Origin of the sequence: Planctomicrobium stercoris (assembly GCF_051465655.1) — a bacterium.
Taxonomy (GTDB): domain Bacteria; phylum Planctomycetota; class Planctomycetia; order Planctomycetales; family Planctomycetaceae; genus Planctomicrobium.
The window spans coordinates 5,804,481-5,824,468 of the sequence record NZ_CP195791.1 but is presented as its reverse complement, the minus strand read 5'-3'; the positions used below and the strand labels follow the sequence as shown (position 1 = coordinate 5,824,468).

Sequence of the window (19,988 nt, the reverse complement as noted above, 5' to 3'; positions counted from 1 at the left end):
GCGGGATTTTTTTATCGCCAGCAAACTCAGGGTCGAGGCGATTCGCTCGCGGGCAGATCTTCCAGCGGCCAGGGAACGGTGCTGTACAGTTCCAGTCGAACCAGTTTGCGTTCGGTCACTTCCATGACCGTGATCCGCAGCTGGTCCCAGGTCAGCTGTTCTCCCTGCTTGGGGACTCGGCCGAGCTCCGAGAACACAAATCCGCCGATCGTGTCGAAGTCTTTATCGTCGGGCAGATTCAGGTCGAACAGCTCGTTGAGTTCATCCAGATGCATCCGGGCATCGACCCAGAGTGTGTGTGGATCGATGACCTGGAACAGCTCTTCCGGACGTTCATCGAACTCGTCGGCGATATCCCCGACGATCTCTTCAAGAATATCCTCCAGCGTGACCAGTCCTGTCACTCCGCCATACTCATCCAGCACGATGGCCAGATGCAGTCGCTCCAGCTTCATCCGGTCGAGCAGGGCGTTGATGGTTGTTGTTTCTGGAACGTAGAACGGAGGCCGTACAATGTCCCGCAGCGATTTCCCTTCGCCGTCGACAAAACACTCGAGAAGATCCCGGGCGTACAGCAAACCGACGATGTCATCCATGGAGCCGTCCACGACCGGAATGCGGGAATGCCCCGCTTCAAGCAGCTGTCGGCGGGCTTCCTCCAGCGAGCAGCTCGCCTGGATGGCGACCATGTCCGTGCGGGGAGTCATGACGGAACGGACATCGTCTTCGCGTAGCTCCATGACCCGCTGAATCATCCGGCCCGAGTGGGACTCAAGAATTCCTTCCCGTTCTCCTTCATCGACGACGCTTTGAATTTCTTCCGCGAACGTTTCGAGGTTTTCGGGGGTCGGATCGCTCCGGCCAGCTACCCGGTGCATCAGTGTATCGATCCACCGCGCGACCACGAGAATGGGTCTGACGACCGGGATCAGAATTTGAATGAGAGGCCAGCAGCGGTACAGCACGGATTCCGCTGCCACGCGCGAAATGGACCAGGGGATCACACGGATGGCCAGCCAGGTGATGACCAGCGCCGTGACCAGGTCGAACCAGAACTGACGATGCGAAGCAGGTTCGCTGGGCCAGTTGCGGGCGTCGGTGGCGAGCATCAGCGAGGTGACAAGCGTCGTGAGTTTGGCCAGTTCGCAGACCTGCAATGCCAGCTCATCGTCCCGGAGGATCAAGCCGAAACGGGTCTCGTTGCCACGGACCCGGCACAGGTAAGCCAGTCGGCTGCGAAGGAAGTTCCGTAAAGACTCGCAGATTGTCGCGAAGAACGCGCTCAGCAGAAAACAAAGAACAACAACGATGGCGTTGATCACGACGAGCCGGTGACAGGGAGGTGAAACCAGTGGTCATGGGCAGGGAACCGGATGGGCTTCAGACCCGCCTCCCCTGAACGCTCGCCCGATGACCTGCTACGAATGATAGTGTGGCGTGAGATTCCAGATTTGCAAGACGGCCCGCTCCCGAGCCCGCATCAACGTCTGTTCTTCCGCTGTCAGGTCGTCATATCCGCACAAATGCAGCAGGCCATGTATGATGTAGAGCATCACTTCGGCCTCGGTAGACCAGCCGGCTTCCGTGCTCATGCGAAGGGCCGTCTGGGTGCTGACGAGAACTTCGCCTTCAATGGCGCATCCCGAGCCCCGTAATTCACTCGAAGCAGCGGACACTCCCGGTGTGCTGGAGTACAGAAAACTGATGACGTCCGTGGGATAGTCGTGCTCGAGATGTTCCCGGTTCACCACGTGAATCGCGGCATCATCGAGCAGGGCGATTTCGATCTCCGCTGCAGCAACTTCCTGCGCGGCCAGCGTCTTTCGAACCACGTCAGCGACCCACTCGGGATCGACCTGCAGCTGGGACTGATCATCGGCCACATCGACGTGATACATCAGGCCGTCCGCACTTCGCTGCTGCTCACTTCCGGATACCGGATGCGTCCATGGTAAACCGCGATCAGCGACTTGATCACCGAGTCCTGAATGATCCGGATATCGGACATCCGCAGCGGGCACTCGTCGAACTGGTCATCCAGCAGACGTCGCATGACGATGTTGCTGACCAGGGACTCAATCCGTTTGGGCGTGGGTTCCGTGAGCGTTCGACACGCACTTTCGCAGGCGTCGACGATCATCAGCACACCTGCTTCCTTGGTCTGCGGCTTCGGACCGGGATAGCGAAATGCCGACTCTTCAGCATCGGTGCGATGGTCGGGCGTGCATTCCGCAATGCGGGTGGCTTCCCGGAAGAAGTATTCGACAAGCGTGGTCCCGTGATGCTGTTCGATGAAGTCGACAATCGGTGCGGGGAGTCCGTACTGATCGGCAAGATCGACCCCGTCCTTGACGTGCCCGATGATGATCAGGGTACTCATGGCCGGGTTCAGCTGGGTGTGTCGGCTGACCGCTCCCCCGTGCAGGTTTTCAATGAAGTACTGCGGCTTGAGCATCTTGCCGATGTCATGGAAGTACGCGCCGACTCGGACCAGCAACCCGTTCCCGCCAATGCGTTCCACCGCCGTTTCCGCAATACTCGCGACTGCCACGGAGTGGTTGTACGTCCCCGGGGCGAGACGCACCAGATCCTGCAGAAGGGGATGAGATGGATCGCTGAGTTCCAACAACGTCATGTCGGTGACGACACCGAAAATCTTTTCCACGAACGGCAGACTTCCGGCGACGAGATAACCTGCCACCAGACACAATGACGCTCCCTTCGCACTCATCACCAGGAATGAGGTGTTGTGGTAGACTTCATTGAGCGATTGAGTTTCGACCACCGCTGCACCGCAGCTGATGACAAAGTAGGTCAGCGCGGAGAAGAAGCTCACTTTGATCAAGGTGGCTCGCGAAGAGACCCGACGTAGCGGAATGATGGCGGCAGCGGATGTGCTGAGCAGCACCAGAAAATCTTCCAGTCGCCCTGTCGTCGACATCGTCAAAACGAGTGCCAGGGAGAAGGCGGTCAGGGTGGCCAGAAACTGGTTGTAGGCCACACCGATCAAAAGGACCGCCGTCAGCAGGGGCACGATTTCGGCGCGAAGTGGGTCGAACGAGACCAGCCGTCCCAGAAACGCGGTGATGACGATCGCGCTCAGATAGGTGACGAGTCGACCGACATCGGTGGCGAGTTTCGGTTCGTTCCAGACAATGTAATAACCGTTCAGTCCCGCCAGCACGAGCACCAGTATGAACACAATTCCGATTCGGGTCAGGCGAGCCCCCCAGGTGATCTCGGATTCCGCTGCCTGATATTCATCCTTCAGCAGCGTCAGGTCATCCGCATCGATCGTCTTTTTGGGGCGGATCAGGGTGTCTCCCTCAATAAACCGCTCCATGCGGATTTCGACATTTTCCCGCGCCTGGCTGATGGCGGTCTTGGTCGCCACCTGGTCGTAGCGCAAGGTGGGCTGGACCCGCTTGAACAGCCAGTAGGAGAGGGCCGGCTGGATGTCCTTCTTCAAGCTTGGAAACCGGGCCCAGGAACGGCCCAGTTGACCAGCCTCGTTAAGCAGATCCTGCAGGCGAACCTGTGTCACCAGAGCTTCCTTCCCGGTGGAATCCGGCTGGTTCTCTTCGACGATCAACAGCGTCTTGTCCGCGGTGATGCCGCGCCGAACATCTTTGGGATCGATGATCCCTGTTTCGAACAGCGGAGCGATGAACTGCCGAAACTCTTCCACCATTTCATCGATGCGGCTTTGAGCCATGCTCATGTCCGGACCGACAATGGCCGCCCGCAGCTTCTCAAAGCGGTCTTCCGGAGACTTTGCTCCAAAGCGCTCGGCAGCTTCCCGCGCCTTTTCGTTCTGGGGACCGGCTGTCGTGAGACCGAAATCTTCCAGCGTGTCTGTATTGAGTTTGCTCAGAGAGTCGGCCTGGGCAAGGTCACCCAGCTGGGCCCGAAGTTCCTCGGCCAGCGACTGCAGCGGGGCAGGATTGTTGCGGAAGATGAAAGCGACATTATCTTCGGCACGGTCCCGGGCCCGTTCGGTATCTTCCTGATCGATGCGCTCAAAAGGGATCTTCGCGGAGATTCCGTGTGGAACATAGTCCCCCTGCCGGAACGGGAAGGGGGCGCGCCAGCTTTGCAATGCGACCACGAGCAGAAAGAGCGCCATGAGCGTGATGCTGAGGCGAAGCTGCAGGCTGCGATTCTGGAACAGACTCGACAATCTCGTCCAGATCGTCACGGGACGACGGAGCGTCACCGAACGTGGAATACGAGAACGTTTCTGGCCAATCCCGAACATATCTGTTGGCGGATCGCGCACAACACGCGATCACGACTCCTGTGTGTTAATTTCCAGCAGGTCCGGCGGCGGGACCCTGGTCATAGGCTTTGACAATTTCACGTACCAGTCGGTGTCTGACGATGTCTTCCCCGCTTAACTCAACGAGCGTTACTCCCTGGATCCCCTGCAGTCGCTGCATGGCATCGTTGAATCCGGAAGCGACATTGTCCGGCAGGTCGGTCTGGGTGGCATCGCCCGTCACAACAATCTTGGAACCTTCCCCCATTCGGGTCAGGAACATTTTCATCTGGGTAACGGTCGTATTCTGAGCTTCATCCAGAATGATGAAGGTGTCGTTGAGAGTTCGTCCCCGCATGAACGCAAGAGGGACAATCTCAACAACATCGTTTTCCATGTACAGGCGGACCTGTTCGAAATTCAGCATGTCGTTCATTGCGTCCAGCAGCGGTCGCAGGAACGGATTGACTTTGGCGAGCATGTCTCCGGGGAGGAAGCCGAGTTTCTCTCCCGCTTCCACTGCCGGTCGGACAAGGACGATCCGCCGCACCTGCTCCGATCGCAGGGCGTTCACAGCCATGGCGACTGCCAGATAGGTCTTGCCGCAGCCGGCCGGACCCTTGCAGAAGACCAGATCGTGCTGGCGGATGGCGTCGATGTAACGCTGCTGTCCGGTTGTCCGGGCCCGGACCTTCTTGGCTTTCTCGAACAGGTCGATGGCCAGTTCGCTGCTGGGACCATCGTTCTGGGCAGTCCCCGCGAGCAGTCGCGTGACGGCATCTTCGTTGATAACGCCATCTCTGCGGAGGATTTCGCGAAGACGCTTGAAGACGTTGTTCGTCTGGCGAACCTGGTCGCTGGTCCCCTCGATGACGACAGAATCTCCCCGCAGCACGATGCTGGCTCCGAGGGCTTCACGGATCTTACGCACGTGCGTATCTCCGGGACCGAAGAGCAGTCGAGCTTCGTCAGGATGGGGAAGTTGGATCAGTGTGGACGCGTGAGACATGCATTGAGCCAGGAAGAGGGGCACAGACCGGTCTGAGTTCGACGTGTGGGATCGTGAACAAGGTGAAGGTCAATAATACGGACTGTCCTGTCCGCCGGCTTCCTGTTTCAGATCAGGAAGCCTCCTCCAGTCGCGATTTACTTCGGAGGATCGTCTGTGCTTGTCAGCTTGGTCACCGTAGCGGTGATCCGTGGTTCAATTTGCGACATCAGAATTTTAGAAGGGACAGCCTCTGTTGGAAAGGATTTCGTAACGGATTCTGAAACCGGAGAAGGAAGGCCGAAAATCGCGGCTCGAAGGTCTTGACAACGGGCCTGTCTGCTGACCTAAACGAGAGAGGTCCATTTCAGATGAATCTCCCGAGGTTTCATACCTGAGTAGTTAATGGTCCGGCCACAGCGGTCGGCCGCGGCCATCCAGAATCAGCCCCACCGTCCCCCCCCGCACGGTTGCGGTCACTCTCTTGCCGGGACCGTTTCCCAGATCGAAGCCTCGCATCGGCTCCAGTTCAATCTGGACACTTTCTGAATGCGGAAGTTCGAGGATCTGCTGTTCGCCGACGTTGATCTCCCCGCTCCGCTCCAGTGCCCCGGTCATGCGGTAACGAAAACAGGGTTTGCCGCGACGGCCTGATCCCTTCGCAGCTACGACCGTTCCCAGCGCGATCAGGCAGTCTTTCTCGAACACTTCCATGGCTGCCTGCGGATGAACAGAGGCGAGCACCCCCAGATGCGGCATCATAAAGATGCTGTCCTTGGCAAGCTCGGTGATCCCTTCCGGCTCGAACGCGTCGATCATCATCTGCGCGGTCTGTTCCATGCGAGGTGCGTGTGAAAGGACTCCTCCGGAAGCGACGAGCAGATTCAGTGTCATGTTGTTGACGATCGATTCCCCGCCCCCTTTCTGGCTGAAGGTGTCTCCCACAGTCCGTTGCTGCTGCACTCCTTTGAGTGTCGTTGCGAATTCCTTGTGCTGCTTGTACGCCAGTCGCAGTGCTTCACGGGCGACCGCCTGCTCAAACTCCAGTGCTTCGAGAGTCTGGGGGATCGTTGTCGGGCGGATCATTTTGTTCTTGACCCGGTTTCGCAGCTCGCGTTCGTCCATTTTATGGCGGACCCAGCGAAGAACGTTGGGCATCCCCGCTTCGGAGCAGACATTCGAGATCGAGTAACTCATCCCGAGATTCGCACTGACGGTCCGGTTGAAAACGGGAGCTCCATCCGCACCGGCAAAGACGCTGAAGACATCCGTGGTCGCACCGCCGATGTCGACGCCGACACAGTTGATCCCCCGGGCCTTTGCAATTGCCTGTAGAATGTCCCCGACAGCTCCGGGAGTCGGCATGATCGGGACATCCGCCAGGGCGATCAGCTTGTCGTATCCCGGAGCGTGTGCCATGACATGCTCCAGAAACAGATCGTGAATCATGTCTCGCGCCGGGGCGAGATTCTCCCGCTCGAGTGAGGGACGCACGTTCTCGACCACGGAGAGTGCGACCGATTCATCGAACGTCTTCGAGACATCGTCGGCAGCGGCCTTGTTCCCGGCGTAGATGAGCGGCATCTGATAGTTGTCGCCAAATCGTGGCTTGGGCTTCGCAGGGGCGATCAGTTCGGCCATCTGCACCACGTGCTTGACTGTTCCACCATCGGTTCCCCCCGCCATGACGACCATGTCAGGTCGCAGATCGCGGATTCTCTGGATCTGTTCATGAGGTCGCCGTCGATCATTGGAGGCGATGAGATCCAGAACAATAGCCCCCGCTCCCAAAGCAGCCCTTTCGGCACTGGCTGCCGACATTTCCTTGACCACCCCGGTCACGAGGATCTGCAGGCCCCCGCCGGCACTGGAGGTGGAAATGTAGATGTCACAGCCATCCTTGCCTCGCGCGGGACGGATGATATTGCCGTTCTCATCGATCAGTCTTCGACCGGCCAGCTCACCAATTTCAGTGGCAGCGTTGATGACTCCAACAGTGACATCCGCCACCGGCTCTTCAACGGTCGTCGGAGCTTCACCCCGATAGGTCTGGCGATAATGGCCGTCGATTTTCTCGATCAGAATGGCCTTGGTCGTTGTGCTCCCGCAGTCGGTGGCCAGGATCACGTTGATGTCATCGGGATTGAGCGGAGGCATACGGTCTCAAGGGTTGGTGAGTGACCCGAGCGGTTGAAGCTGGGCGAAGCCGTTGATGCCTACTTTATCACCTCCGGAGTCAGTTTCGTATACCTGGTCAACTCCGCCAGAAAGTCCTGAAACTTCTGCTCGCTGTCGAACGCATCGACAGGGATGACGAACCCGCTGGCGTTGTCGAGGACGATGAACAGCCGGCGCGCGCCCACAGCCAGGTTCTTGATCGCCGTCCAGTTCACCCGTTGCTCTCCTGACTCGCTTCGCTCAATCAGTCCCTCATCGCCAAGCGAGATCGACTTAGCCCCTAACACCCCCTGGGCCTCGGGGCCTTGTGACATCTCTCGCATCGCCCGGCGTGCCGTTCGATTGATCATCACATAGTACAGGGGGATGACGACCAGCGGGCCGATCAGGAGTGGCCAAATTGCCGCTGCCGTCTGCAAAAGCGGTTTCTGGTTTCCCCGTAGAATCATGAACGGCAGAATGGAGAGTATCAGGCAGGCCAGGAGCGCGCCGCGAAGCTTCTGACGCCTGAAGGTAGGAGATTTCGCCAGTAAATATTCGAGGAACGCGAGGTAATCCTCGGCGGTGACATTGAAGTCGATGTGCATGTTGAGCCCGATTGGTGCAGGGAAATGCACCAGAGGATAGACGTGTTCCGTGCTGAGGTGCATCTGCATGCACCGAATGCGTTACTCCGAACGCAGCAGCATTCTCTTCTTTGCGATCAGGTCCAGCAGCGCCTTCTGGGGTTTGGCGAATTTCTCCAGCCCTTCTTCCATCAGCACCTCTTCCATTTTCTGGAAGTCCACCTTCTGATCGATCTCGTCCATCACCTCTTGCGGGAGCAGCTTGTCGACCTGCCGGGTATAGGTGTGGCCCAGCTTCTGGACTGCGTCGTTTGTTTCCGGAGGATTGGTCTGGATGTCAGAACCGGCCAGGGCTGCCACGTACTTGTCTTTGGGATCTTCCGGCATCTTCGTCCCGGTGCTGGCGAAGATGATTTCCTGCTTGAGGGGCAGCTGTTTGTCTTTCCAGAACTCTTCGTTGTCCTTCCACAGCCGCTTCACATTGAGGATGCCTACCTGACCTTGGGCAGCTGGTGAGAGATCCGGAATCTGCTTGCTGGTGTAAACGTCAATCCGGCTCACAAAGATGCTGTAGACAGACTTGAGCGATTTCGGGTCCTTGCGTCGCTGGGCTCCCCGCCAGATGGCTTCACGGGCAGCATGGTACTGCCGCTCGCTGAAGATGAGGGTGACGTTGATCGTCACTCCGGCGGCGGAGAGCTCTTCCAGGGCTGCCAGTCCTCCGGGCGTGGCCGGGACTTTGATCATCCGGTTCTTCTGTCCGGTGGACCACTTCAGTCCGAGGTCGATGTATCTTTGGGCGCGTTCTTCCGTGGGGAGCTGAACGTCGACGTCTTCGATGAGCGGATCCAGTTCGAAGCTGACGTACCCGTCGTTTCCCTTGGTCTTTTCCCACACGGGAAGGAAGACGTTTTGGGCCCGCTGCACGAGGTCATCTGTCAGTTTCCAGGCGATGGCATCGTCGTCGAGTCCTTCTTCGACAAGGCGGGCAATTTCAGAATCGAACCGTCCTGTCTTGATGAGATCCGAGATGATGATGGGGTTCGAAGTCGCTCCGGTCGCGCCGAACTGAAAGTTCTCTTTGACCAGATCCGGATCGATCGAATCCAGCCAGAGTTTAGTGCCCGTGGAAACGAGAGATTCGAGAGAGGTCATGATGAGCAGCTTTCGACGAGATGAGATGTGGGGAGTCGACAGGGAGTGGTGGGCAGGAATTTTCGAAACGCTGAATCCGATCCACATGCAGCTGCCCACTTTTCCTGACTACTTCACCATCGTCGATCCGGGACTGTTCTGCAAGTTTTGGGCAGGCGCTTCACGATACTTCGCAGCCATTTCCTGATTGATGCGCTGGTCCAGTCCGCCGACGAACAGATTCATATGGTCGCGTCCGGGGATCAGTTCGATGTGAGCATCGCTGCCGAGTTGCTGCAAGGACTGCTGCATCAGACGGGTTGCTCCGTCGAGATAAAACGTATCTTCCGTTCCCATGAAGACGTGCAGCTTCCCTCGGAGTTTCGGCTCGAGTGTCTCCCAGTTCTCCTCCAGAAGCATCAGGATGTCGTACTTCTTCCAGGCTTCGACGACTTCCGGATCGATCGCGCCTGTCTCACGGTTCCAGAGTTTTGCAGGTTCACCATTGGCAGCTTTCGGACTGAAGACTGCTTCGAAGCTTTGAAGCTGACACCCGTGGCCCAGTACATCTTCCATATTCGAAAAGGTGTCGTAGTAGACCACCGGACGGTTTCGCAGACGGACAATGGGGCGTCGCTGTCCGTTTTCATCGTGGAACATGTTTTCGCCGTCTCGATAAAGATTGATCAGCTGAAAGTCCCGGAAGCTCACCGAATCCGGAGCTGTGCTCCATGTGCCCGCAAACTGATCTGGAGCATTGATCATCAACCAGAGACTGGCCCAGCCGCCGGAGGAATGTCCTGTGAGAAACCGGCCTTCCGGACGGGCGTCCGTTCGATAGGCAGCATCCATCGCTGGAATGAATTCCTGCAGGAGCGCATCCATGCAGGGACCGTTGTTCGCGGAATTCGCGAAGACATGGTGACCCAGCTGGCAGTTCGGGTCGAGCATGACCCGGATGAATTCGACTCCCAGCCGGTTTGTTTCACGGACCGGCTGCCGGTGAACGCCATGAAAGTGGCTGCCGCTGAAGCCGGGGATTTCGTAGATCACCGGGTAACGACGCCCCGGCTGGGAAAAGTAACTCGCTGGAAGGGTGACTGCTCCGTTCAGAAAGATGTCACGCTGATGAAACTGGCTGAGCAGTTCCGAGCGAACCCGCAGGAGCTTCGTCCAGGCGGTCTCCGGAAACTGCGGAGACGGAACGACACGGTTCAACTGAAAGGTGACAGCGGTTGGATTCTGCAGCGTGACGACCTGGCTGTACCAGTTCCCCGGGCCGTCCCCGACTTCCCGTTCTTCCGGATGTGCCCGGACCACGGCCTGAGCATTGGTCCAGCGAATCATTTCCGCGTTCAGGTCTTTTGGAAACTTCAAAACGGCTGGATTGTCCAGATCGAGAACGAGCTCCTCGCCTGGTTTCCAGTTCGTAACGTCCATGGCAATCATGGGTTGCGGTTGAAACCAGTCAGGACCCGATTTCGGTTCTTTCCGGTCCCGTTGGTCGGCCGGCTTCAAAAAGACGTAAACCCGTCCGGTGAACGGAGTCTGGTGAACGGAAGGGGAGGACTGGAGCTTGAAGGACCACTTCGGCTCGTCGCTCCAGGCGGGGCTGGCGGTGACAAGGAGTAGTCCTAAGAGGATTGTGTATTGGCACTTACGAATAATTCGCAGCACGGAGGAAGGTCCTGATGACTGGCGGAAAAGGTGAGAGCGCGCGGCAAAGGCCGTCGGAAAACGGGATTCGAAAAATCTTTGACTTTTGGTATTTTCCGCGAACCATTTTGATCGAATGGGGGTCAAAGTACCGTAGAGGAGAGTGTTGGCAAAGACCAGCCGGGAGAAGCCCGCTGGAATTTCCGGTTGTGTATGACCGGTCAGGGATGAGCCAATCCATCATGACCTGGTTCCGGATGTGCGGAACCGTCTTAATTGTGTTTCCTGACTGCGACTTGTTCGCAGGGAGTGCAGCCATGCGTCACGCCATCAATCACAGCAACAACACTGGCATTTCGGTGAGCAACAGCTCCGTCCGCGCCATTGTCGCCGCTCGTGGTCTGCATGCGTCTGACATGCGCACCGGGAAACGGCTACCTAAAAAAGTCGAGGTCCCAGTAGGCCCAGTTACCGGGTCGCTTTGCGAGCGACCAACTGCGAAATGCCTCACTGCGGAACAACCGACGGCAATGTGGCAAACGGCGTCTTTTGACTTGCCGGCAGCCGCGTGGGCGGCGTTCGTCCTGAATCGAACGACCTCCGTCTGAATCGCCCCAGCGATTCCCGGGGAACAGCCGGTTCATTTCGAAGAGTGATGCAGTCTCTGCAGGTGTGTTGCCTGCCGTTTCATACCCATCATTTTTCGTCGTGATCTGCTGAGACCCGAATTCGGAGAGTGTCCCCGGTCCTGATCTCAAGCATTCGGATCTGAAACAACTCGTCCATTGCACATGTGCTGCTGGACAACATTGCTTTCAAATCCCGCTTCAGCAGGGACCGGAGTCAGATTGTTGAAAGCGGACAGCTGGTCGTGCTGTCGTTTCCCGCAGGGACGCTTTGTCGCAGCCTGACTTGCCAGAGGTGTTCATCCCGTTCGAACGAGCGGGAAGTTTTGAACGGATCTGATCTGAACGACTTGCAGTTCGCTCACCCGCTCTCGCAATTGACGAAGGGGTGTCCTGGCCGGCTGCTGACTCCTGAAAGAGTCCCCATGAAGGGGAGGAAGCTATGCTCGATGAGAACGAGTTGTTAACGCTGGTGCTCCGCGCTCAGCAAGGCAATCGCGATGCGTTTGGTGCACTGGCACGAGAATATGAATCCATGGTCTTCGCGGTCTGTGTCAGACGTCTGCGAAATCAGGCGGAAGCGGTCGAAGTGACCCAGGAAGTCTTCCTGCGGGCGATGCGAAAACTGCCGCAGCTGCGGGAGCCGGAGCGATTCGTCGGCTGGTTGAAGCGGATTGCCGTGCGGATGTCGATCAATCGTGCCGTGCGACGACCTCGCGAAACCTGTCAGGCCCCCGAAACCTTTACGGTGGTCGCGAGTCGGGCGACTCCTGTGGACGGCGTTCTGCAGCGTGAACGGGCTGATCAGGTTCGCGTGGGTTTAAGACAACTCCGGACGCTCGACCGTGAAACGCTGCTGGCCTTCTACTTTGAAGGGCAGTCGCTGAAGGAAATGAGTGATCGTTTCAGCAGCCCGGTGGGGACGATCAAGCGTCGCCTCCACACCGCCCGTCATCGGTTGCGTGAGGCGCTGGACGAGCCGCAACTGGTTTGAGTTCGTATGACTCAAATCTGACCAGGTGGAACAGGCATTTCTGCCTGTTCGAAAGTGTCTGAGTCTTTCAGGTTCGCGCAGTCACAGTTGATTGCCCCACCTGTCGATTCAGTTTTCACGTTGACCTTTTCCCGAGCCGCGAGAGATTCTCTTTCGCGGCTCGGTCTTTTTCTTCAGAACGGAAACGGCTTGGGAATCCCCGCGCGGGCCGGTGTCCGGTTTCGACGCTTCTTCTTTTCGGCCTGCAGCTCTGCTTCGGTACTGGTTCGTTCCGTTTCGCGGTGCTCTGGCCCTTGCACCGTTTCAGAAGTTCCGACGATTCCCCACTGGCTCGCCAGCAAGTGCTGTTCGGATTTCGACAGTCCGGAGAAGATCCAGTGGTCTTCCCCCTTCTTCCAACCGACCACCTGTCCTTTGCGATAGGCGACTCCATGGGCCGCCAGGCCTGGAATTCGCATGCCCGAACCGACCACGCCGGTGAGATTCAACGGGTCGGCTCCGGAGAGAATGAGAAGCTGCGCAGGGGACTCGTCCGAACGGATCGAGCGGAGTTCTCGAATCGCCTCACTGGTGGCGAACTGTTCTCCACTCACTCCGCGAATGAACCGACCGCCGCGTAATTCGCCGCGTGCCTCCAGTCGGCGATAGACCTTCAGCAGTTCCCACCATTGCGGGGCCAGACATTCCCGGAGAACCAGATCCCGGAAGACGACTCCCCAGCGGCGAATCAGCTGCCACGCCCATTCTTCAACATGTTGATCCGGCGTCAGGTCGGATTCCGGCCGGTTCATCAACGTCCATCGACCGAGTCCCTGTGTTCTCTGACGGACTCTTCGGTATCGGCTGGGTAAACCGGGTCGGGAGTCGTTTGTGCCCGAGTTGATCAACTGTCGCAGACCGGCAAAGCCATCGGCTGTTAACCATCCGTAGGCGACCAGTTCTCCGAGCAGTTCATCAAGCTGCGAGGGGAGCAGCTTCAGTCGCTGGCAGAGATCCGAGGAAAACAGTGCCCCCTGAGTCTGCAGCAACGCCAGTAATTCCTGTGCGCAGGGGGATAACTCTTCGACGGGAGCGTCCACCGAACGTTGCATCAGCCACGGCTGGTCTTCTCTCAGAAAGAGCGAGACCGGGATGGCTCGCGTCATGGAGGCCATGGGGCGACCTGAGGATTTCCGCTTCGCCTGTGGTTCCAGTCTCCCCCAGCCGACGCTGCCGGAAAGACAAAGTTCATCCAGCCAGGAGCTGCGATAGCCTTCCACTCGCAGCGGCAGGATCGATTGCTCCCAGGCTCCCGCTGCCACATCGGTCCCCTGCAGCTGGGAGATCACCTCGTGCAGCCCATCGACTCCCTGTTTGTGATGGCCGGACAGAACCCCTTGAGACCGGGCAAGGAATTCCAGGTACACCGAAGGATCGACCGCTTCAATCTCTTGTCGGAGACCGGAAATCGTACGGCGATGGATGCGGGCCAGCAGTCGGCGATGGCACCATTCGGGGGGCGTTGAGGGTTGAGCGTTGAGTGTTGAGAGTGGGGGCGGTCCACTTGCGCTTTCAACCGTTTCCAGAAACCGTCCGCGGAGAATGAGTCCTTCCCCTTCGATCGCTTCCAGTGATGCGGAGATCCGGCTTTCCGGCAGTCCGAGCAGGTCGGCCAGCTGACATGCCGTCACGGGGCCACAGGTCTCCAGCCAGCCGCGCAGAAGTGAGACCAATGCTTCGGTCGCTTCCCAGGTTTTGACAAGCGAAGCGGGGAGCGAGACCGGGTCTTCAGCGATGACTTCCGGGAACAGTGTGCTGATCGCTGACCAGCATTCTGTGGCAATCCATCCTTGATGGGCTTTCTCATTCCCCTGATAGCTCACGCGAACCGCGCGGCCTTGTTCGCGCAGCTCTTCGAACAACTCCTCTTTCTCCCGGAGTTGATTTGCAGCGAGTGCGAGTGTGGCTGCGGCCGGGGAGTCGCAGTGTTGCCCGATCGGAATCAGAATTCTGCTGACGAGAAGGTCGTGGAGTTCATCTGCATCGCGGACTTCAGGCTGCGCTTCAGCGACAACATCATGAATCGCACGGGGATCGAGACGGCCCAGATCCCGCATCCCTTCAACGCTGAGTGAACGACGCGTGGCGACGGCGCGGGCACGGCGTTCCTGCACTTCTCCTCCATCGAGAAATGCATAGGGATTCGCATTCAGCAGTTCGTAGGCAAATGGGGACGGTTCACGGGTGTCCCGACCGATCAGGGTGATCTCTCCCGCCTCAATCTTCCCCAGCACGGCGGTGAGACCGTCGATATCCAGAGCTTCGAACAAGCAGTCCTCGACTGTCTGTCGCATCAGTGGATGATCGGGAATTTCGTGGTCCCCGACGATGTTTTCCTGGCAGCCCGTCAGCTTTGGGAAGACGGCTGTCAGCATGTCTTCAGAACGGAATCGTTGAAGTGCCGGCGGGACTTTCTTGCCGCTGCGCATCCGTTCGAGAAAGAGCGAACGTGTGATATTCCATCGCCAGCGGAGATGAAACATCGGGGCGACCAGCAGTGCCTGTTCGAGCAGATTGCGGGCATTGTCGGTCCGCATCATCGGGAACAGCGATTCGATGGGGAAGCTGTGCTGTGGTCCGAGTGAGAGCAGGAATCCGTCATCGTCTGCCGATGCCTGCAGTTCGAAATCGAAGGACCGGCAGAATCGTTTTCGAAAGGCGAGACCCCACCCGCGATTGATCCGTCCACCGAACGGGGCGTGCACGACCAGCTGCATCCCGCCGGATTCATCGAAGAACCGTTCAAAGACAATCTTGTTCTGAGTTGGGAGAAGTCCGATTGCGGCCCGCTGAGAGGCCATGTAAATGACAACCTGCCAGGTTGCGAATTCTGAAGAGAGCGTTTCCTGCTGGAGCCAACCTGCAATGGGATGCCATTTCGCGGGGCGTTCAACATCTTCAGTGGGCGATTCCTCGGATGGAGAATAACTCCCATGCTCCTGGTCAGCCTGAATCAGTCGTCGTTCCACTTCTTCGCGGAGCCGGGCAATCTCTTCAGAAAGTTCAATGGTGCGGCCGGGGGCCTCTCCGCGCCAGAACGGGATCGTGGGCGGAGCTCCCTGAGCGTCGGTGACAATCAGGTCGTTTCCACGCAGACGCTGTATCCGCCATGACGTGTTCCCGAGCAGAAAGATGTCGCCCGATGAGCTCTCGACCGCGAACTCTTCATCGACTGATCCGACGACCGTGTTTTCATCTTCGAGGACGACTCGCACCGAATCGATTTCTGCGATCGCTCCGCCGTTGCTCAGGGCGAGCAGCCGCGCAGCTCGCCTCCCTTTGACCCGCCCGTTGATGCGATCGTAGTAGATCATGGCCCGGCCACGTCCCTCGGTGCCGGTCAGACCGGTGCTGAGGAGGTCCAGAGTCTGCTCAAAGGACTCACGGGTGAGCGACTGATAGGGCCAGGCCCGGGTGAACGTCGAGTAGAGTTGATCGACGTCCCATTCGGCTGTTGCCAGCTCAGCCACAATCTGCTGAGCCAGAATGTCCAGCGGGGCAATGGGAATCGGGGTGACATCGAGACGCCCGTTTCGCACCGCGCGGATCAGCGCCATGCACTCGACCAGTTCATCGCGGGTCAGGGCGAAGAGACGGCCTCGCGGCACCAGTCCCAGCGCATGTCCCGACCGCCCGATTCGCTGCAAAAACGGAGCGATCCCTCGGGGCGAACCGATTTGAATCACGAGGTCGATATACCCGACATCGATTCCCAGTTCCAATGACGATGTCGCGACAACAGCCTTCAGCTCGCCATTCTTCAGGCGTTGTTCTGTATCAAGTCGAATCTCTTTCGAAAGCGATCCGTGATGGCTGCCGACAGCCTCTTCTCCCAGAAGCTGCGTCAGCTGATGGGTGAGTCGCTCGGCCAGTCGACGCGTGTTGACGAAGATGAGTGTGCTGCGATGCGAGTTGATCAGCTCGACGATTCGAGCGTTCACCTCGGCCCATTGTTCGTGGGAGCAGGCTGCCTGCAGATCGCTGGGAGGAACTTCCACCGCGAGATCCAGCTCGCGCGAGTGACCAACGTTGACGATGCGGGCTGAGCGTTGCACGTTGAGCAGAGAGTGTTGAGTGTTGAGGGTTGAGCGTTGAGAGGAGTTTTCAGGGAGCGATCCGTTCAGCTTTTCCTGACACTCAACACTCAACTCTCGTCTCTCAACACCCACCAGAAAGTCCGCCATGCGTTCAATCGGCTTCTGCGTGGCGGAGAGTCCGATCCGCTGCAGCTTCTGGCTGGTCAGCGCCTCCAGTCGTTCGAGTGACAGTGCCAGGTGTGAACCCCGCTTGTCCCGCACGAGTGCATGAATTTCATCCACAATGACCGTATTCACGCTCCGCAGCATCTCCCGACTCTTTTCGGAAGTGAGCAGCAGATACAGTGACTCCGGAGTGGTCACGAGAATGTGAGGAGGGTTCTTGACGATCTGTGCCCGTTGATAGGCACTCGTGTCACCGGTCCGCAGTCCCGTTCGCAGAGGGGAAATGTCGATGCCCCATTCAGCGGCAGTCTGGTGAATCTCCGCGAGCGGCCCTTCGAGATTCCGCTGCATGTCGTTGGAGAGGGCTCGCAACGGGGAGATGTAAACGACCTGCAGGCCCGGTTCCAGTTCGCCTGCGGCAGCCTGGCGGAAGAGCCGGTCAATCACTGCGAGAAAAGCCGTCAGAGTCTTTCCACTTCCGGTCGGCGCGGAAATCAGAGTGTGCTCGCCCGCCGCGATCGATGGCCATCCCTGAGCCTGGGGCTCGGTCGGACCCTGAAACCGGGAACGAAACCAGTCCTGAATGACCGGGTGAAACGAAGCTAACGCATCTCGAGCGATCAGAACTCACCTCCTGTACGCCCGAACATGATATTCCGGCAGCCCCGTGTTTTCCATCCACGCAGGTGACGGGGCTGCCGAATTCGCTCTTCAGAGCGGTTTTGCAAAAGATCTATCGCGTTCCGCAGGCGATAATATGGACTTTCATGCGATGGGAATCCTGAATCGCCTACACATGATAGACCAAACTGGTCTAGCGTGCTGGAGCCAGCAAAATCTCGTTCAGCGGCTCGGCTGTGGCGGATTTCAGTTCAACCCCCAGCAGCCGCGCGATCGTCGGAGCGACACGAGTATTCTCGAACACTCCGAGTTTGACTCCGGGTTTGATACCGGCTCCCTCAGCCACAAACGTGGCCTTCATCCGGGGGTTGGTGGAGAGGAACCCATGGGTACCGAGTGTCGCGGTGCTTTTGGTGATGAACTCGCTGCCGGTCGCTGTCCCGCTGAACCCATAACCGTCTTTGGCGACGAGAATGAAGTCTGCCATCTGGGGGTATTCGTCCGGCTGTGGGAGACCCAGTTCCGGATACTGTTCCGGGGTCAGAATCCCGGCGATCCCTTCAGCTCCTTCAAAAATCTGGATCGCTTTCGCGAGATCTGCCTGTGCAGTGTCCGGGCGAGTCAGATAGACCATTGCGACTCCCCCTTCCGGATAAGCCTGCACGGTGGCTGCTGTGATGCGATCTCCTTCAACGGTCAGCAGGTCGTTCTGGCGAAGGAGGACGTTTGGATTGATTGTCTGGGGGATGGTCATGAATCCGTGGTCAGAGACGACGATCACTGTCGTGTGAGGACGCATGCCGGTTTCGTCGAGAGTGTCCAGGATCTTCTGCACCCGGGTGTCTTCGTAGGCCATCGCGCTGTAGCCCGCCCAGGTCCCGGATCCATATCGATGGTGCACTGCATCGAGGTTCAGCAGGTGCACGAGTGTGAGTGCCGGCTTGTATTTTTCCAGGGCATAGCAGGCAGCGCTGGTCCAGACCTGGTCTCTCGCGAGCGGCGAAAGTTTTGCGAACGAGTTGCGGATATCCGGGTCCACCAGTTCTGCCTGAATCAGTTCATCCAGGAAGGCAGGGGTCGTGTACTTCATCATGTCGGGGGTGTCCGGGAAGTCCACGAAATAGGCTGGCGAGTTGTGTGTGCAGGGCCAGTTGATGCCCACAACCTTCCGCCCCTGAGCATGCAACGCATCCGCCAGTGTGGGGATTCGCACCAGTTCGGATCCGTCTGTTTTTGGGTTGACCTGAACCGGCAGTCCCAGTCCTGTCCGTTCCAGGACGCCATTGAAAAGAACGCCGTGGTCAATCGGCTGAGCACCTGTGACCAGCGTTGTGTGGTTGGGCCAGGTCACCGACGGATTCGACGGGATCATCCCCTCGGCCGCCACTCCCTCGAGGGCGAGTCCACGGATCGCGTCCAGCGGCACGGCGGGATCGTTCAGCAGCTCTGCGGGAAGTCCGTCGACGCTGATCAGGACGACATGCTGAGCGAGGCCATCGTCTTGCCCAAGGCTGACGCTCGCGAACGTAACGAGGAGGGTGAAAACAAGCGGAAAGCGGAACGTGAGCATGGTGTTCCCTTCATTCTGAGGAAGGCTGTCGGACGGGTGTCAGCGAGGCTTTCGGCCATCGCGGACTCGAAGTGAAATCGTAACAGACCCCGTGGTTCGGTTCAGGGTTTCAGAGGGAGATTTGCACGTCATTTCCACTTTTCCGGAAGCGGAACAGGATATGGCATCTGCAGGGACATCGGTGGGAAATTCCGGGAAAGAGCCGGGGGAGCGACCCGAGACCCCGGCAAGTTTCCGGATCCGAATTTGACATTCATTGGCAATCTCGTATGATTGTGATCGCTCAACCGGCTCGCCATGCAATCGCGGGCTAAACGAGTGTCGAATGTCCGGCTGGTCCGGGGGCGTCACTCGTCCGTGCATTGATGATGCACATTCGCTGTCGCCACCCATTTCCCAGTTGCTGGCTTTCTTCCCGCGTCAGAATACTTTGGGGGTTGCGATGTTTGGACTGGGTGTACCGGAACTGGTCATTTTAGCGGTGATCATTCTGCTGTTGTTCGGCCGACGTCTCCCGGGACTGTTCCTGTCCCTGGGGCAAAGCGTGCCTGCGTTCAAAAAAGGGCTTGCGGACGGGGAAACTCCTTCCAGCAGTTCCGAGTCGTAACCAGTTCCTCCTGCTGGATTGACGGCATTTCAGATTCGAGAATGGTTTCATAGAAAACAGATCACGTTCCGCAGGCGATCAGACGGACTTTCATGCGGTGAAAATCCTGAAGCGCCTGCCCACGATAGACCGGACTGGTCTAAAGCAGATGAGGTGAAAAGATGTTTGGTATTGGCCCTCCGGAAATGATCATTGTGGGGATAATTGCACTGCTTCTCTTCGGGAAGCGGCTGCCGGAAGTCGCCCGCAGTCTCGGGAAAGGGATTGTCGAGTTCAAAAAGGGAATGAACGGGATTGAGGACGAAGTCCACAACGCGGGACGGTCGTCTTCAACCTCGACGACCTCGAGCTCACGTCCCAGCGTCGACAATGACGAACAGCAGTGGAAGGCTCCTCGCTTCGAGCCTCCCACCTCAGAGCCCAAAGCTGAAACTCACGCCTGAGTTTCTCCAACTGTCTGAGTCAGCAAAAGAGCCTCGCAGGCATTCTGCGAGGCTCTTTTTTTCTGGTGTTGAAAACATCGAGGGCATTGCACGCTGAATCGTCCTG

General features: G+C 58.1%; 13 protein-coding genes. 3 read left to right on the top strand and 10 right to left on the bottom strand.

The genetic code is table 11. The features are described 5' to 3' along the window. Nucleotides 1–26 precede the first annotated feature (26 nt). The 8 genes from SH661x_RS23635 to SH661x_RS23600 form a co-directional block, all read right to left on the bottom strand. Nucleotides 27–1,322, bottom strand: coding sequence for a hemolysin family protein (locus SH661x_RS23635; RefSeq protein WP_437226702.1), 1,296 nt, complete (start codon nt 1,320–1,322; stop codon nt 27–29). A gap of 96 nt (nt 1,323–1,418) precedes the next feature. Then, entirely contained in the window at nt 1,419–1,898 is a 480-nt protein-coding gene (ybeY, locus tag SH661x_RS23630; RefSeq protein WP_437226700.1) for an rRNA maturation RNase YbeY, read from the bottom strand. Next, complete coding sequence (locus SH661x_RS23625; RefSeq protein WP_437226698.1) at nt 1,898–4,180, bottom strand: HD family phosphohydrolase; 2,283 nt, start codon at nt 4,178–4,180, stop codon at nt 1,898–1,900. Before SH661x_RS23625 ends, ybeY begins: the two co-directional genes overlap by 1 nt. A gap of 124 nt (nt 4,181–4,304) precedes the next feature. Then, nucleotides 4,305–5,267 carry a PhoH family protein gene (locus SH661x_RS23620; RefSeq protein WP_437226696.1) on the bottom strand — a complete coding sequence of 321 codons (963 nt, stop codon included), beginning with the start codon at nt 5,265–5,267 and terminating at the stop codon, nt 4,305–4,307. A 381-nt stretch (nt 5,268–5,648) separates the two neighbouring features. Beyond that, complete coding sequence (locus SH661x_RS23615) at nt 5,649–7,403, bottom strand: glutamate mutase L (RefSeq protein ID WP_437226694.1); 1,755 nt, start codon at nt 7,401–7,403, stop codon at nt 5,649–5,651. Nucleotides 7,404–7,462: 59 nt separating this feature from the next. After that, the gene (locus SH661x_RS23610) at nt 7,463–8,080 is read right to left on the bottom strand and encodes a YcxB family protein (RefSeq protein WP_437226692.1); all 618 of its coding nucleotides are present in this window, start codon (nt 8,078–8,080) and stop codon (nt 7,463–7,465) included. Between the two features lie 12 nt (nt 8,081–8,092). Further along, nucleotides 8,093–9,145, bottom strand: coding sequence for a transaldolase family protein (locus SH661x_RS23605; protein ID WP_437226690.1), 1,053 nt, complete (start codon nt 9,143–9,145; stop codon nt 8,093–8,095). 108 nt (nt 9,146–9,253) lie between these two features. Beyond that, entirely contained in the window at nt 9,254–10,801 is a 1,548-nt protein-coding gene (locus SH661x_RS23600; RefSeq protein WP_437226688.1) for an alpha/beta hydrolase-fold protein, read from the bottom strand. 1,047 nt (nt 10,802–11,848) lie between these two features. On the opposite strand from SH661x_RS23600, the gene SH661x_RS23595 reads away from it, so the two are divergent. Next, nucleotides 11,849–12,400 (top strand): RNA polymerase sigma factor, encoded by a 552-nt coding sequence (locus tag SH661x_RS23595; protein ID WP_437226686.1) that lies wholly within the window; start codon nt 11,849–11,851, stop codon nt 12,398–12,400. A 173-nt stretch (nt 12,401–12,573) separates the two neighbouring features. Here SH661x_RS23595 and SH661x_RS23590 read toward each other — a convergent pair whose 3' ends face one another. After that, entirely contained in the window at nt 12,574–17,262 is a 4,689-nt protein-coding gene (locus SH661x_RS23590; RefSeq protein WP_437231242.1) for a DEAD/DEAH box helicase, read from the bottom strand. Nucleotides 17,263–17,455: 193 nt separating this feature from the next. Further along, entirely contained in the window at nt 17,456–18,832 is a 1,377-nt protein-coding gene (locus SH661x_RS23585) for an alkaline phosphatase family protein (RefSeq protein ID WP_437226684.1), read from the bottom strand. A 325-nt stretch (nt 18,833–19,157) separates the two neighbouring features. Here SH661x_RS23585 and SH661x_RS23580 point away from each other — a divergent pair, with 325 nt between their 5' ends. Continuing rightward, entirely contained in the window at nt 19,158–19,439 is a 282-nt protein-coding gene (locus tag SH661x_RS23580) for a Sec-independent protein translocase subunit TatA/TatB (protein WP_437226682.1), read from the top strand. Between the two features lie 161 nt (nt 19,440–19,600). Then, nucleotides 19,601–19,882 (top strand): Sec-independent protein translocase subunit TatA/TatB, encoded by a 282-nt coding sequence (locus SH661x_RS23575; protein ID WP_437226680.1) that lies wholly within the window; start codon nt 19,601–19,603, stop codon nt 19,880–19,882. Nucleotides 19,883–19,988: the final 106 nt, after the last annotated feature.

Excerpts from the sequence above, each read along its gene's own strand:
- ybeY (WP_437226700.1), bottom strand. The coding sequence starts at position 1,898 with ATGTATCACGTCGATGTGGCCGATGATCAGTCCCAGCTGCAGGTCGAT.
- SH661x_RS23620 (WP_437226696.1), bottom strand. The coding sequence starts at position 5,267 with ATGTCTCACGCGTCCACACTGATCCAACTTCCCCATCCTGACGAAGCT.
- SH661x_RS23615 (WP_437226694.1), bottom strand. The coding sequence starts at position 7,403 with ATGCCTCCGCTCAATCCCGATGACATCAACGTGATCCTGGCCACCGAC.
- SH661x_RS23610 (WP_437226692.1), bottom strand. The coding sequence starts at position 8,080 with ATGCAGATGCACCTCAGCACGGAACACGTCTATCCTCTGGTGCATTTC.
- SH661x_RS23605 (WP_437226690.1), bottom strand. The coding sequence starts at position 9,145 with ATGACCTCTCTCGAATCTCTCGTTTCCACGGGCACTAAACTCTGGCTG.
- SH661x_RS23595 (WP_437226686.1), top strand. The coding sequence starts at position 11,849 with ATGCTCGATGAGAACGAGTTGTTAACGCTGGTGCTCCGCGCTCAGCAA.
- SH661x_RS23585 (WP_437226684.1), bottom strand. The coding sequence starts at position 18,832 with ATGCTCACGTTCCGCTTTCCGCTTGTTTTCACCCTCCTCGTTACGTTC.
- SH661x_RS23580 (WP_437226682.1), top strand. The coding sequence starts at position 19,158 with ATGTCCGGCTGGTCCGGGGGCGTCACTCGTCCGTGCATTGATGATGCA.
- SH661x_RS23575 (WP_437226680.1), top strand. The coding sequence starts at position 19,601 with ATGTTTGGTATTGGCCCTCCGGAAATGATCATTGTGGGGATAATTGCA.